The sequence below is a fragment of the Paenarthrobacter sp. NPDC056912 genome (assembly GCF_042786555.1).
Classification (GTDB): Bacteria; Actinomycetota; Actinomycetes; order Actinomycetales; family Micrococcaceae; genus Arthrobacter.
Window position 1 is genome coordinate 224,926 of the sequence record NZ_JBHUCD010000001.1, and the last position, 14,651, is coordinate 239,576.

Sequence of the window (14,651 nt, forward strand, 5' to 3'; positions counted from 1 at the left end):
CAGATAACGGTCTCGGACTCGTTTGGCAGTAGGCCGGCGCGAAGGGCAACGCCAATTCCCTTCGGATCATGGAACCCAACGCTAAGAATCCAAACGGTTACGTGCGGTTCTACAATGAGCACGGGCAGCCAATCGACATCAACGGCAAACCAGGCCCAGATTCTGTAACTCACATCCCCATCAAACGGGACGGTTCCTACGACATACCGGGCGGGTGGAAACATTGACTCTTAACATGGCCGGTCAGCAAGTCAACAGAATCAGCTTCGACTTTGCATTCACCATCTTGACGTCAGAGGGTGTGGAGATACGATTCGCACAGCCGTTCACGTTGGTAAACTCCTCTGGAACTTCGTGCCTTATTGAACCTGAGCACATTGATGGGGGTGGGGCACGACTGTTCTCCCTGTTAAGGGCCGACATTGAATCGGCGTCAGTGGACGCGGATAAGGGGAGCCTCATGATGCATTTCGCAAGTGGTGGCAGCTTGGAATGCCAATGTCATGAATACTATGAAGCATGGTCAGTCACCACACAGGCCGGAGAAATATGGATATCTCAGCCGGGAGGCGGCTTGGCCCACTGGCCACCACAGGATGCAAGAAACTAGAAAACCTTAGCCATCGAGGTGACGTTTCCTAGTTCGTAGGCTACGGGTGTGAGCCAAGAGATGAAGACCTACTATCAGATACAGCGGAGTGGTTCGCGACAATGATATAGGGCACAGGCTGAGCGCTTGAGAAATGGAGCCTGCGGGTCACGGCGCTTGTTCCCCGAGCGATCAACTTGGATCGGCAGATGAGAGCAGCCCCCGCCGGTTTTCTTTCGGCTCCCGGCCTCCTCCCTGCGGCACGCCTCCGAACACCGTCGGGGGCACTGCCAACCCCACGGGCCGGAACTCCGAGGCCGAGTCTGTCACCACTTTTCCCGACTGGCTTCACCACTACAACCACAGCCGAGGCCACACCTCCCTCAAAGGCCAGCCATCCGCCAGTGCGGCACCAACCTTCGTGGTTAATGCAGCTAGGCCTTGTTTATTGCCGGATGCCGGGCGGCGGCGTGATAGCAATGAAGGTGATGCCTACTTCCCTCGCGTTTCCGTGCGCCCCATGAACCAACTTCTCGCCAAAGTCCCCCGTGGCTGGCTGATCCTCGCCTGCATCGGACTGATCGCCCTCAACATGCGTGGTCCTTTCGTGGCAGTGGCGCCCGTCGTGGACCTGTTGCAGCAGGACCTCGGCTTCACGCCGGTTCAACTGGGGCTGCTGACCGGAATCCCGGTGCTCTGCTTCTCGCTGGCCTCGCCCTTGGCGTCGTTGGCCGGGCGGCGTCTCGGGGCTGAATTCGCCGTGATGCTCACTTTGCTGGGTGTGCTGGCGGGCGTGGTGATCCGGTCCAGTGGCGGCGGAGTTCCCGTCATGGTGGGAACGGTCATCATCGGTGTGGCCATCACCATCGGCAACATCGCTGTGCCACTCATCATCCGGCGTGACTTCGCACCCAGACGGCAGGCAACCGCGATGGGCGTCTACACGGCGGCCCTGAACATCGGCTCGTTCCTGACTTCCGTGGCCACCGCACCCCTTGCTGAACTGGTGGGTTGGCGGCTTGCCCTTGCCTCGAGTGCACTGTTGGCCTTGGCCGCCATCCTCTTCTGGGTCCCCACGGTCGGTGCCCGCCGGGCGTTTGTTCCGGCGGCTGTGCCGGTGGTTCCTGCTTCCTCGTCCGGAGGCGTTGCGGGTGTTCGCTGGCTGACCGTGGGCCTGACGCTCGGCTTTGCGGGCCAGGCCTTCTCCTATTACGGCGTCACCGCCTGGCTTCCAAGCTTCCTGGCCGACGAACTTGCCATGGGCACCGCCGACGCCGGGGCAGGCTCCTCGCTCTTCCAGATCTTCGCGATCGTTGGCGGCTTGGGAGTGCCGCTCCTGGCCCGTTTCGCCAGTACGACGACGGTGGCGGTCACCTTGAGCGCGCTGTGGCTGACCGTTCCCGTGGGCCTGCTGCTGGCGCCATCGCTGTGGTGGTTGTGGTCCTCGCTGGGCGGCGTTGCCCAAGGTGGTGGCATCACGGTCATTTTCATTGCCATCATCCAGTTCGCCCATTCACAGGCCGCCGCCGGGAAGATGTCCGCAGTGGTGCAGGGTGTGGGCTACTGCTTCGCTGCCTTGGCTCCCACCATTGTTGGCTACGTGCACAGCGTCTCCGACGGCTGGACTGCACCGCTGTTCGTGATCCTCGGCTCGGTGCTTGCGTTCTGCGTGTGTACCACGCTGTCCGTGCGCTGGGTAGCCAAGCAGCGCTAGGTGAGCCGCGCACCAGGTGGGCCAGCCGCGGGAGGCGGGTGCCGCCGTCGTGCTGGATGTTCCGGTGCTGGGCTGCCTCCCCGACGGTCGGGGTCACTTGTTGCGAAGAGTGCAGGCAGCCCAGCGTCGGGGCTTGGTTAGGCGCTGCTAGGCGGCGACGAGTTCCTCCTCCGTGGCCTCTTCACGGGCCTCGGTGAGGAAACGGGCGTACGCCGGGATGGTCAGGAAGGTGGGGAATTCCTCGGCCAGGGTGACTTCCTCGAAGATGGCACGGGCATCGGCGAACCGGTCTCCGTCGAAGCGTTCCAGGCGGGCGAATTCCTCGTCCAGCATGTCCTCCACCCATTCGCGGGTGATGATGTCGCCGTTCTCGATGATCGCGTGGGAGTGGATCCACTGCCACAGCTGGGAACGGGAGATCTCCGCGGTGGCGGCGTCTTCCATGAGGTTGTGGATGGCAACCGCACCGTTGCCGCGCAGCCAGGACTCGATGTAGCGGATGCCTACCTCGATGTTCAGGCGCACCCCGCCCTCGGTGATGGTTCCCTCGGTGCTGGCGATGTCGATCAGCGCACGGTCATCCGGGGTGACGTCCTCGCGGGAGCGGTCCAGCTGGTTGGGGCGGTCTCCGAGAACCTCGTCAAAGACGGTGCGGCATACCGGCACGAGGTCCGGGTGCGCCACCCAGGATCCGTCGAAGCCGTCGTTGGCCTCGCGGGTCTTGTCGGCACGGACCTTCTCGAAGGATGCCTGGTTGGCTGCCTCGTCTTTACGGTTCGGGACCGCTGCTGCCATGCCCCCAATTGCCATGGCACCGCGGCGGTGGCAAGCCCGGACCAGTTGCTCGGTGTAGGCACGCATGAACGGCTGGGTCATGGTCACCTGGCCGCGGTCCGGGAGCACGAAACGCGGACCACGGGTACGGAAGTTCTTGATCAGCGAGAAGATGTAGTCCCAGCGTCCGGCGTTCAAACCGCTCGCGTGGTCACGGAGTTCGTACAGGATCTCTTCCATCTCGAAAGCTGCCGTGATGGTTTCGATCAGCACCGTGGCGCGGATGGTGCCTTGCGGGATGCCGAGCAGGTCCTGGGCCAGGACAAAGATGTCATTCCACAGACGTGCCTCGAGGTGGTTCTCGATCTTCGGCAGGTAGAAGTACGGGCCCTTGCCCTGGGCGAGCAGGCGTCGGGCGTTGTGGAAGAAGAACAACCCGAAGTCCACGATCCCGCCGGCGATCGGCTTGTCATCGATCAACATGTGCTTCTCCGGCAGGTGCCAGCCACGCGGACGGACCACGATGGTGGGCAGCTCCTCGGCGGCCTTGAGCTTGTACTCCTTGCCCTCCGGGGACGTGAAATCGATCCGGCGCTCCAACGCGTCGGTCAGGTTCAGCTGGCCCTGGATCACGTTGCGCCACGTCGGCGTGGACGAGTCTTCCATGTCGGCAAGCCACACCTTCGCACCTGAGTTCAGGGCGTTGATGGTCATTTTCTTATCCACCGGACCCGTGATCTCCACGCGACGATCCTCCAAACCCGGAGCCGGGGGGGCGACACGCCACGACGGATCGTTCCGGATGGCCTCGGTCTGGGGAAGGAACCGCGGATCCTGGCCGGACGAAATCTGGTTGCGGCGGGCATGCCGGGCCTGCATCAGCTCCTGACGACGATCAGCCGTAGCCCGGTGCAACTTGCCGATGAACTCCAAGGCGTCCGGCGTAAGGACCTCGTTCTGCCGGGAAATGGGCTGGGCGGTCAAAGTAATGCCATTGATAGTGAAGTTGTCAGTAAAGCTGTTCATGGGAGTGTCCTTTCAGGGCCCCAACTGACTGGCAGTAGTGGTTGTTCTGAGCCTTCAAAACAACCACTACTGCTATCTAGTTGGGCAAGTTCTTAGTGGAATTGGCCTTCTTCGGTGGATCCCACCAGGGCCAAAGTGGATGCGTTCGGGTTGAGCGCGGTTGCGATGTCGTCGAAGTAGCCGGTGCCGACTTCGCGCTGGTGCTTGGTGGCGGTGTAGCCGCGGGACTCGGAAGCGAATTCCTTCTCCTGGAGCTCGACGTAGGCGCTCATGCCTTCACGGGCGTAACCGTGAGCGAGGTCGAACATCGAGTAATTCAGGGCGTGGAAGCCGGCCAGGGTGATGAACTGGAAAGTGAAGCCCATGGCACCGAGCTCGCGCTGGAACTTGGCGATGGTGGTGTCGTCCAGGTGCTTGCGCCAGTTGAACGACGGCGAGCAGTTGTAGGAGAGCATCTGGTCCGGGAACTCAGCCTTGACCGACTCGGCGAACTTGCGGGCCAGCTCCAGGTCCGGTGTGCCGGTCTCCATCCAGATGAGGTCCGAGTACGGTGCGTAGGCCTTGGCGCGGGCGATGCAGGGTTCGATGCCGTTGCGGACCTTGTAGAAGCCCTCGGCAGTGCGCTCGCCGGTGATGAATTCCTGGTCGCGCTCATCAACGTCTGAGGTGATCAGGGTTGCTGCTTCGGCGTCGGTGCGGGCAATGACGACAGTGGGAGTACCTGCGACGTCGGCTGCCAGGCGGGCTGCGTTGAGCGTGCGGATGTGCTGCTGAGTGGGGATCAGGACCTTGCCGCCGAGGTGGCCGCACTTCTTTTCGGAAGCGAGCTGGTCTTCCCAGTGAACGCCCGAAGCGCCTGCGGTGATCATGGACTTCATGAGCTCGTAGGCGTTGAGCGGGCCACCGAAGCCGGCTTCGGCGTCGGCGACGATCGGGACCAGCCAGTCCTCAACGGTCTTGACGCCCTCGGCGTATTCGATCTGGTCTGCGCGGAGCAGGGCGTTGTTGATGCGGCGGACAACCTGGGGTACCGAGTTGGCCGGGTACAGGGACTGGTCCGGGTAGGTCTGGCCCGACAGGTTGGCGTCGGCGGCCACCTGCCAGCCGGAGAGGTAGATGGCGCGGAGGCCGGCCTTGACCTGCTGTACGGCCTGGTTGCCGGTCAGGGCTCCGAGGGCGTTGGTATAGCCGCCGGTGGGAGCTTCCTCGGTGAGTTGCTTCCAGAGCTTCTCCGAACCGCGGCGGGCCAAGGTGTGCTCTTCGGAGACGCGACCGCGGAGACGGACGACGTCGGTGGCCGAGTAATCACGGGTGACGCCTTCCCACCGCGGGTTGGCGGACCATTCAAGTTCCAGCGCTGCTGCCTGCTGCTCTGCAGTCTGTGCGGATTCTGCTGGTTCAAACGATGCGGTCATTGCATGTCTCCTTGGTGGTGCCCGGCCGGCCTCCGCTGCGCCTTTGCTGCTTCGGCCGGCTATCCGGGATCTGTATTTCTTTTCGTAGGACTTACTTTTCTGCACTTTCAAGAGGCTCGCTAGAGGAAAACTATGGAAAGAAATGCAGTTCTTCGCGTATTCTCAAGAAATGTCGCCTGTGAGCTGGAATCGTGAAGTCGCGTCGCCGCCGTTGTCCCCTGCGTCCCCTGAACTGGACGTCATCAGCCTCGGCCGCCGCGTGCGCCATCTGCGCAAGCAGGCCGGACTGACGCTCGATGACTTGAGTGCCGCCGTCGGGACCGCGCCAAGCCAGCTGAGCCTCATTGAAAACGGCAAGCGGGAACCCAAACTGGGACTGCTGCAGCAGCTCGCTGCCTCCCTCAATGTGAGCATCGATCAGCTGCTCGGGGCAGAGCCGCCAAGTCGTCGCGCCGCCCTTGAGATCGAGCTGGAACGGTACCAGCGCGGGCCGCTGTATGAGTCGCTGAACCTGCCCAAAATCCGCATCAGCTCGCGGCTTCCGCTGGATGTGCTGGAGTCGCAGGTAGGGCTGCTTCAGGAGCTCGAACGCAAACTTAACGAGCAGGTCGCGACGCCGGAAGAAGCCCGCCGTGCGAACGGCGAGTTGCGTGCCATGATGCGCGAGCGCGGTAACTATTTCCCCAAGTATGAGGCCGAGGCGCAGAAGGTCCTGAAGGGGGTCGGCTACACCGCGGGTCCGCTTAGCCAGCACGTCATTGCGGACATCGCCGAGAACCTTGGTTTCAGCCTGCACCACGTAGGCGATCTGCCGCATTCCACGCGGTCAGTGACCGATTTGAAGAACCGCAGAATTTATCTGACGCAGAACCAGCGGCAGGATCACGATCCCCGCTCGGTACTCCTTCAGGCTCTGGGCCACTACGTCCTGGGGCACGAAACTCCGCGGAACTACGGGGATTTCCTGGCGCAGCGGGTGGCTACCAACTACTTCGCGGCGGCTTTGCTGCTGCCGGAGCAGGCCACGGTGGAGTTCCTGCAAAAGGCCAAGGCCGCCAAGGAAATCGCTGTGGAGGACATCCGCGACGCCTTCGCCGTGTCCTACGAGACCGCTGCGCACCGTTTCACCAACCTGGCCACCAAGCACCTGGGCATCACCACCCACTTCCAGAAGACCCACCAGTCGGGCATCATCTACAAGGCCTACGAGAACGACGGCGTGACCTTCCCGCAAGACCACACCGGGGCCATCGAGGGACAGCCGTCGTGCAAGGCCTGGACCTCGCGGGCCGTTTTCGATGTTCCGGACAAGTTCAGCGCCTACAGCCAGTACACGGACACGCCGTCGGGCACGTATTGGTGCACGGCCCGTACGGAGCGCTCGGCCGCTGGTGAATTTTCCTTGAGTATCGGGGTGCCGTACCAGCATGTGAAGTGGTTCCGCGGGCGGGAAACTACAGCGCGGGCAACGTCCAACTGCCCGGACCCGAACTGCTGCAAACGCCCGCCGGCCTCCCTGGCGAACGAGTGGGCCGGCAACGCCTGGCCGTCCGCTCGGGCCCACTCGCACCTACTGGCGGCCATGCCCCCCGGCGCGTTCCCCGGCGTGGACGAGACCGAGGTGTACTCCTTCCTGGCGGCCCACTCCGAGCGCTGACGCTCTCTCACGTTCCGGCAACATTAGGCGATCCCTCTATCACCTTCCGGCAACATTCGGCGATCCCTCTCTCGCTTCGCGTGTACTTTGCCTGCCTTTGGAGCACCATGAAGCCATCACGGTTTCGAGGGGGTGGGTCATGGCCCGGGTTCGGAAGTCTTCAGCGGCTGCCGGGGCAGCGGCGTTGGTGAGTGCACTCGTAGTGGTCGCTGCCTGCGCGCCCCAGCCCGCCGACGTCGGACTTCTCACCGCCGACGGCGTAACCCGGGTTTCGGTCCAAACCACCGACTACTCCGCGCAGCTTGAGGCCTTCAACGCTTCTGCTCGGAAGCTCGGCGCAGCGCTGCTTGCGGACAGTGGCGACTCCACCAACGGCAACGTGGTGTCGTCCCCTGCCAGCCTGTTGATCGCGTTGAGCATGCTCCGCGCTGGTGCTTCGGGTGCCGTAGCGGCGGAGATGGATGCAGTGCTTGGACTCCCTGCAGAGGGGCGCGACGAGGCAATGAACGCGCTGCTCGCCTCCCTGGAAAAGTTCGACGGCGACCCCGGCTCCGTTGACGAAGACAACCCGCCGCGCACGCCGGTCATGCACGCGGCCAATGGGCTGTTCGTGGATAAGGGTGTGCCTACGGGCGAGGGATTCCTCACCACGCTCGCCAGGCATTTCGGCACGGGCGTGTACCCGGTGTCGTTCAGGGACGAGGCCGTGACCAAGGCCGCCATTGACCAATGGGTGAGCAAGAACACCGGCGGGCGGATCAAGGAAGCGCCGGCAAAATACAGTCCGGACAACACGTTCAGCCTGCTCAACACGCTGTACTTCGCCGCGGCCTGGCAGACCCCTTTCGACGCGAACGACACCGCGGACCGCCCGTTCACCAAGGCCGGTGGTGAAGTGATCAACGTACCGACCATGCACGCTCCGCTTGCCATGGCGTACGCGGAAGCTCCTGGATGGAAAGCCGTGGACCTGCCCTATGCCGAGGGTTTCGTGATGCGGCTGGTACTGCCCGACGGCGGTGCGTCGGGTGCGGGTGGTCCGGCTGCGGTGTCGGTTGAGGTGCTTGGGGACGTGGCGAAGGGGTTGAGCTCGGACTCGCAGGAAATGGTGCAGATCAGCCTGCCGAAGTGGGACCACAAGACCACGTTCGAACTGCGGAAAGTGTTCGAATCTTTGGGACTCAAGGAGATGCTGGCGACTTCCACCGGTTTCGACGCCATCCAGCAGGGAATGAAACTGACGCAGGCTGCACAGGCCGCCAACATTACCGTTGCCCGAGAAGGGCACCATCGCTTCCGCAGTGACCCAGATTAACGCAGAAGCCTCAAGCGCCTTGGTTCCGGACCGCGTGATGATCCTTGACCATCCGTTCCACTACGAGATTCTCCATGTCGAGACGGGAATGCCGCTGTTTACCGGGTGGGTGGCGGACCCGCGCTAGGTCGGCGAATCGAGTTCGCTGGAACGATGCGGCGTCGCCGGAAGTTTCCGGGTGTGCTTGCACGCTTCCGGCGAATTCGGCGCGTACGGCTAACGGACCAGCCGCTGCACCAGCACCGCAGCGGCTTCAACAACCTCGTCCGCCTCACGCTTGGTTGCACTCAAGGCCACTTCCTGGCCGGAAACCGTCACAATGTCCGTGATCACGGCAACGGTGAGCCGGCCCAAGGTGTCATCGCTGGCGCCCAGGAGCACCGAGTTCTGACGGACCCACTCGCGTCCGCGTTCGCGCCGCAAAACCTCGAAGCCCGGGGGAGTGTCGCCCTCAATGAACACTCGCTCCAGCTCCCGGTGCTTCCAGGTGTAGTCGAAGTAGCTGCGGCTGCCCACGTTGAACAGGGCCAGGGCATCGTTTTGGCCGGCTTTGCGCGCTTTGGCCACGGCAGCGGCCACGAGCCTCTCGTGCTCGTTTTGGTAGTCGTCCCACAGGGCAAGGAAGAGCTCAGTCTTGCCGCCGAAGTGATGATAGAGGCTGCCCACGCTCGACCCTGCGCGGGAAACGATGTCCGAGATGCTGGCATCCGTGAAGCCGTGTTCCACGAATACTTCGGTGGCCGCATCGAGCAAGTGCCGCTGCGTGGCCGCGGTGCGGGTCCACTGCCAGGAGCCTGCGTTGCTGGCGACGTCGGAGGTCTTGCGGACCATGGTGGGGCTCCTCCCGCAGTCAGAACGAAGACCGGAGTGTCGACCCCAGCTATTTTTGGAATCCTACCCTTGGAAGAATCCACATGGCCAGCAGCAAGCCTTGACGGAGCTATGATTCAAAGGAAATAATTCTGGAAGTCTGTTCTAGAAATGTATGTTGCGGCATGTCTCCGAATGCTGCGAATTTTGACGTCGGACGCCCCGAAACCCGGGTGCCGTTTTCACCGTCGGGCTGCAACTGGTTGAATCGCTATATAGCGCCAACTGGTCGCAGCCAACCAAGCCAGAGAGGAACGCGGCCTGATGTCCGTTTCAAGCAAGTCGTCCGGGATCACGTCGAACAGGTGGTTCAAACCCGTCGTCGTCACCGCAGGAGCTTTGGTGGTGGCACTGATCCTGGTGCTCGTTGCGCAATGGCTCCGGACCCTCCAGCCGGTCCAGCAGTTCTTGGTGGACTACCCCGGGCACTCAGCCATTCCTGAAGGTACTCCGACTGGATTCCCCGCCTGGCTTGGCTGGCAGCACTTCCTCAACATGTTCTTCATCGTCCTGATCATCCGTTCGGGCTGGCAGGTTCGGACCACCACACGCCCGGCCGCCAACTGGACCCGGAACAACAAGGGCTTCATCAAGACCAAGAACCCGCCGACCAAGATCAGCTTGGACCTCTGGTTCCACCTGACGCTGGACGCGCTCTGGGTCCTGAACGGCATCATCTTCATTGTGCTGCTCTTCGCCACCGGGCAATGGTTGAGGATCGTCCCCACCAACTGGGACGTCTTCCCGAATGCCGTCTCCGCCGGCCTGCAGTACGCCTCGCTGAACTGGCCCGTTGAAAACGGCTGGAACAACTACAACAGCCTGCAGCTCCTCACTTACTTCATCACGGTCTTCATCGCCGCGCCGCTGGCCATCATCACAGGCATTCGGATGTCCGGCGCTTGGCCCAAGAAGGCTGCGATCAACAAGTTCTACCCGATCGAACTGGCGCGCAAGTTCCACTTCCCGGTGATGATCTACTTCGTTGCTTTCGTGATCGTCCACGTGACCCTGGTGCTGGCCACCGGCGCGCTGAACAACCTGAACCACATGTACGCCTCGAACAACGATTACAGCTGGTGGGGCTTCGGCATCTTCGCGGCTTCGATCATCTTCACTGCGGCGGCCTGGTTCCTGGCCCGCCCGCTGTTCCTGCGCCCCATTGCCTCGCTCATGGGGAAGGTCTCGCGCTAGCGAGCCCCGCCCTGCCACAGAGCATCAAAGGGAGCGCCCGAGGACACACGGTTCTTGATGCCCGCCGTCACGAAAGCCTTCGCGGTGCGCGCGGCTTCCAGCGGCGTTGAGCCCTTGGCCAGTTCCGCAGTCACGGCAGCGGCAAGCGAGCAACCGGCGCCGGACACGGCAACCTCGCCCACCTTCGGTGCGCGCAGGACTTCCAGCGTCTGGCCGTCGTAGTAGACGTCGACGGCGTCCGGGCCTTCCAGCCGCACCCCGCCCTTGGCCAGGACTGCTGCGCCGCTGATCTCATGGATGCGGATGGCGGCAGCCTTGAGCGACTCTTCATCGGTAATGGTCAGCCCTGACAGTGACTCGGCTTCGAAGTGGTTCGGCGTGACGAACGTGGCCAGCGGCAGGATCTGGGCCTTCAACGCCTGGTCGGTATCCAGGGCGTGGCCCGGCTCCTGGCCCTTGCAGATCAGGACAGGGTCCAGCACCACGTTGGCGAACGAGCCATCGGCCAGCGCCTTCTCCACGGTGCTGATGGTTGCCGGGCTTCCGAGCATGCCAATCTTCACGGTATCCAGCACCGAAGGTGCGCCGGAAGCGGCACCATAGGCCGCCGTCGTCGCTTCCAATTGGTCCGCGATGACCTGCTGGTCCACCGGCACAAAACGGTGGTTCCAGTTGTCTTGCGGGTTGAAGGAAACGATGCACGTGAGGTTCGCGATGCCGAACACTCCGAGTTCCTGGAAGGTCTTGAGGTCCGCCTGCGCACCGGCGCCACCGGTCGCTTCGGAGCCGGCAATGGTCAGGGCAATGGCAGGGGCAACGGCTGAAGTCATGTCTTCCATCTTGCCATTGGCCCGGCCGTGGCCCGATTTCACGTCTAGCCGTGCAGGACCCGGTAAGCCGCTTCCGCAGCCGGATGAAGCGGAACTCCCGCGGTGTTGATCAGGGTCTCGGGGCTGAGGAATTGCACACCGGTACTCGACTTCGGTACCAGGTCCTGGGCCTGCTCCACCAACAACTCCACTGTCTGTCGAACCACGTGGCCGGCCAGATCCCTCCGGCACAAAAGCAGGTTCGCGACGCCGATGGTCCACACGGCGGGTGCGTTCCCGTAGCTGTTTGCGGGGATGAGGACGCGGTCGTAAAAGAACCCCGACTGCGCCCGCGTCGCCGGGATCAGCTCGGAAATATCGAGGAGCCGGACGCCGATGTCCTGCGCCGCGGCGGCGATGGGAGCGGTGGGAACCCCTCCGGACTGGATCATGACGTCGATCGAACCGTCCTTCAGCGAAGCCAGTGCCTGGTTCAAGCCTAGGTTTACCTGCTTCAGAGCGCGGCCCGGTTCGGACAGCCCGGCAGCTGTGATGATGCGTCCAGCCGTCAGTGTGGTCCCCGAGCCAACCTCGCCCACACCCGCGGCCTTCCCGGAAAGGTCCGCGAAGGTTCGGATGCCGCTGTCCTCCCGCACGATGCAGTGGACGTAGTTCTGGTACACCTTGCCCAGCGCCACCAAACCCTCTCCGGACTGTGTTGATTTCCCGCCGGGAGCCGCTGCTTGGGCTGCTGCATCGGCAAGCGCGACGGCGAACGTCGCCTCGCCGGACAGGACCCGCTGGATATTCTCGAGACTCCCGCCGGTCGTCAGCGCAACGGCCTGTTCAGCGACGCGCTCCCGCTGCAGCAGGTCTGCCAGCAGAGTGGCGAATTCCAGGTAGAAGCCGCCTGATTCACCACCGGCAACCGTGAGCTCCTTTGGGCGTTCCTCCGGGGAGCAGGCGGCAGTTGATCCGAGCATGCCCCCGCCAAGGCCGAAGGCAACGGCTGCTTTGAGTGCGCTTCGCCGGGACAGATGATCAAGCATGCGTGTCCTCCTCCGGCTTCGCGAACTCGAGGCGTGCCGTCAAGCCGTGAGGACTGCGCCGTTCCAAGACCAGTCGGCCACCGTTCGCCTGCGCCAGCCGTTCAACAATGGTCATACCCAAGCCGTTGCCGGGGATCTTGCCGTGCTGCGGCGCCCGCCAGAACCTAGCGGTGGACGCGGCCAGCTGTTCGGCTGGGAGGCCTGGACCGTCGTCGGAAATCACGACGACGGTCCCGCCTTGCGTCTGCCGGGTCGCCACGGTGATGCGTGCGCCTGGGGCGTACTTGATGGCGTTGGTGAGGAGCTCGCCCACCATGTGCGCGAGTTCGTCGGGGTCGCAGGCGATCTGGCTTTCGGGTGCAGGGGTTTCCAAGGTCAGCTGGGAGCCTGCATTCCTGGCTGCGGGGGCTGCCCGTTCCACTTCGCCCTGCAGGACGGGGAAGGGATCAATGACGGCGTGGCGTTGGTGCTCCGCTTGGTCCGCACGAGTAGCCCCTTCAAAGGCACGGTGTTCCGCCGTCGCGAGCTTCAGCACGCCGTCGAGCATTTCCTCCACGCGCTCGAGTTCTTCAACGACGCCGGCTGCCGCAGCCTTTTCCGGCTCACTTTTCAGCTCGAGCTGCAGCAAATCGATCCGCAAGCGCAGCGCGCCAACAGGGTTCCGGAGCTGGTGTGAGGTGTCGGCGATGAGCCGGCGCTGGGACTCCATGCTGTCCGTCACGGTGCCGGCCATGGCGGTGAAGGAACGGCTCAGTTCGCGCAGTTCCGGCGGGCCGGCTTCCGGGAGTTGGCTCGTCTTGCCGGTTGTTTCCAGCTCGTGGACAGCCCTGCTCAGTCTGTGGACCGGGCGAAGGACCCAACCGGTGATGCGCGCTGCCGCCAGCAAGAGCAGGGCACCCAGGGCCACGGCGGCAAGCACGACGGCGAGCCATCGCTCCCGTAGCTTCTGCCGGGCAGCGTCGAGGTCCACTTCAAGAACCACCTCACCGAGCACTTGGCTGGCGGTGCCGAAGGACCTTGAGATGATGTCCCCACCGGTTCCGAAGGCGCGGACGGGGTTGAGGGTGGTGTCGCTGAGGTTGAGGCTTGCGCGGTTCAGGGCGTCCCGCACTTCGGGCTGATCCGCGCTAAGACTGCCGGAGCGGATGGTTTGCTGTTGCAGCCGGATCAGAATTCCCTCACCGTAAAGCTCGGAATAGCGGTCCATTTCGCGCTGGAGCTGGGTGGTGTCGTTGTCCTCTGCGGCATCGCTGGCCAGCTGCGCGAAGCGGTTCAGGGCTGCGACTCGGTTGATTTGGAGTTCCTGCGTGAGCTCCCGGCTGGCCGAGGTCAGGATCACGCTGGACATCGTCACCACAATGATCACCACCAGCAGGCTCAGGATGCCAAGAACGCGGAACTTCACGGCTGCTCGACGCGATAGCCGACGCCGCGCACGTTGATGATGAACCCGGGCAGCTGAAGCTTGGACCTTAGCCCGGTCAGGTGCACGTCCAAGGAACGCGAGTGTGCCAGGAAAGCATCTCCCCAGAGCGCATCCAGGATCTGCTCGCGGGTGACCACCGAGCCTGCGTTCCTGACGAGGAGGCTGAGGAGGTCGAATTCCGTTGCCGTGAGGGCGAGTTGCCGTTCCCCGACGACGGCCACGCGGCGGTCGAGGTCCACGTCCAGTTCTCCGAGCGCGATGCTGTGCGGAGCTTCCTGGCCTGCGCGGTTGGTTCGCCGAGTCACTGCCTCGATCCTGGCAAGCAGTTCCACGAGCTTCACAGGCTTGACCAGATAATCGTCGGCTCCCGAACGCAGGCCCAGGACAACGCTGCGCTCGTCATCGCGGGCAGTCAGGATCAGGATCGGGATCTGTGTGACTTGGCGGAGCTTTCTCAACACGTCCAAGCCGTCCAGGTCGGGGAGGCCAAGGTCCAACAGGATGACCTCGTGCTGCCGGTGGGCCAGGAGCGCATCCTCGCCACGGGACACCCGGGTGTGCTTGTGGCCGGCGGAGGCGACGGCTGCGCTCAAGGCCGACGCCATGGCGTCGTCATCCTCGACGATGAGCACGTGCACTGTGTGGTCCTTTGGGGCTTGGTGGGCTGGTTCGCGGGCCGGCCGCCGGGCTGGCCGCGGGCTGGCCGCGGGCTGGTCTGCCCGGATGGTCCGCTACTAGAGCTTAACGTTGTGAGGCCCGCTCTGCGCCCCTCGGAGTATCCAGAGTGCGCAGAACGGGCCTCACAAGGCAGCC

11 protein-coding genes and 1 pseudogene are annotated in these 14,651 nt (G+C 63.4%); 5 read left to right on the forward strand and 7 right to left on the reverse strand.

The genetic code is table 11. The features are described from left to right. Positions 1–235: 235 nt before the first annotated feature. Both ACFRJ9_RS01055 and ACFRJ9_RS01060 read left to right on the forward strand, forming a co-directional pair. A complete protein-coding gene (locus ACFRJ9_RS01055; RefSeq protein ID WP_377663475.1) occupies positions 236–610 on the forward strand; it encodes a DUF6188 family protein in 375 nt (124 codons plus the stop codon). Positions 611–1,109: 499 nt separating this feature from the next. Then, on the forward strand, positions 1,110–2,303 hold the full coding sequence (locus ACFRJ9_RS01060) for a CynX/NimT family MFS transporter (protein ID WP_377663477.1): 1,194 nt from the start codon (positions 1,110–1,112) through the stop codon (positions 2,301–2,303). Between the two features lie 147 nt (positions 2,304–2,450). Here the strand turns inward: ACFRJ9_RS01060 and aceB are convergent, their stop codons facing one another. Both aceB and aceA read right to left on the reverse strand, forming a co-directional pair. Beyond that, entirely contained in the window at positions 2,451–4,103 is a 1,653-nt protein-coding gene (gene aceB / locus ACFRJ9_RS01065; RefSeq protein WP_377663479.1) for a malate synthase A, read from the reverse strand. A 92-nt stretch (positions 4,104–4,195) separates the two neighbouring features. Continuing rightward, positions 4,196–5,518, reverse strand: a complete 1,323-nt coding sequence (gene aceA, locus ACFRJ9_RS01070; protein ID WP_224094253.1) for an isocitrate lyase — start codon at positions 5,516–5,518, stop codon at positions 4,196–4,198. Positions 5,519–5,660: 142 nt separating this feature from the next. On the opposite strand from aceA, the gene ACFRJ9_RS01075 reads away from it, so the two are divergent. Together ACFRJ9_RS01075 and ACFRJ9_RS01080 are read left to right on the forward strand one after the other, a co-directional pair. Continuing rightward, positions 5,661–7,175, forward strand: coding sequence for a helix-turn-helix domain-containing protein (locus tag ACFRJ9_RS01075; RefSeq protein ID WP_377663481.1), 1,515 nt, complete (start codon positions 5,661–5,663; stop codon positions 7,173–7,175). 139 nt (positions 7,176–7,314) lie between these two features. Continuing rightward, a pseudogene (locus ACFRJ9_RS01080) lies at positions 7,315–8,617 on the forward strand (serpin family protein). An 89-nt stretch (positions 8,618–8,706) separates the two neighbouring features. Here the strand turns inward: ACFRJ9_RS01080 and ACFRJ9_RS01085 are convergent. Continuing rightward, complete coding sequence (locus tag ACFRJ9_RS01085) at positions 8,707–9,321, reverse strand: TetR/AcrR family transcriptional regulator (protein WP_377663484.1); 615 nt, start codon at positions 9,319–9,321, stop codon at positions 8,707–8,709. A gap of 303 nt (positions 9,322–9,624) precedes the next feature. Here ACFRJ9_RS01085 and ACFRJ9_RS01090 point away from each other — a divergent pair, with 303 nt between their 5' ends. Beyond that, positions 9,625–10,554 (forward strand): cytochrome b/b6 domain-containing protein, encoded by a 930-nt coding sequence (locus ACFRJ9_RS01090; protein ID WP_377663486.1) that lies wholly within the window; start codon positions 9,625–9,627, stop codon positions 10,552–10,554. Here ACFRJ9_RS01090 and ACFRJ9_RS01095 read toward each other — a convergent pair. The 4 genes from ACFRJ9_RS01095 to ACFRJ9_RS01110 are packed head-to-tail and all read right to left on the reverse strand — an operon-like array spanning position 10,551 to position 14,476. Beyond that, a complete protein-coding gene (locus ACFRJ9_RS01095) occupies positions 10,551–11,384 on the reverse strand; it encodes a hydroxymethylpyrimidine/phosphomethylpyrimidine kinase (RefSeq protein WP_377663488.1) in 834 nt (277 codons plus the stop codon). The genes ACFRJ9_RS01090 and ACFRJ9_RS01095 overlap by 4 nt on opposite strands. Positions 11,385–11,428: 44 nt before the next feature. Next, on the reverse strand, positions 11,429–12,412 hold the full coding sequence (locus tag ACFRJ9_RS01100) for a TAXI family TRAP transporter solute-binding subunit (protein WP_377663490.1): 984 nt from the start codon (positions 12,410–12,412) through the stop codon (positions 11,429–11,431). Next, a complete protein-coding gene (locus ACFRJ9_RS01105; RefSeq protein ID WP_377663492.1) occupies positions 12,405–13,817 on the reverse strand; it encodes an ATP-binding protein in 1,413 nt (470 codons plus the stop codon). Before ACFRJ9_RS01105 ends, ACFRJ9_RS01100 begins: the two co-directional genes overlap by 8 nt. Further along, a complete protein-coding gene (locus tag ACFRJ9_RS01110; protein ID WP_377663494.1) occupies positions 13,814–14,476 on the reverse strand; it encodes a response regulator transcription factor in 663 nt (220 codons plus the stop codon). The genes ACFRJ9_RS01105 and ACFRJ9_RS01110 overlap by 4 nt, the downstream gene beginning before the upstream one ends. Positions 14,477–14,651 lie beyond the last annotated feature (175 nt).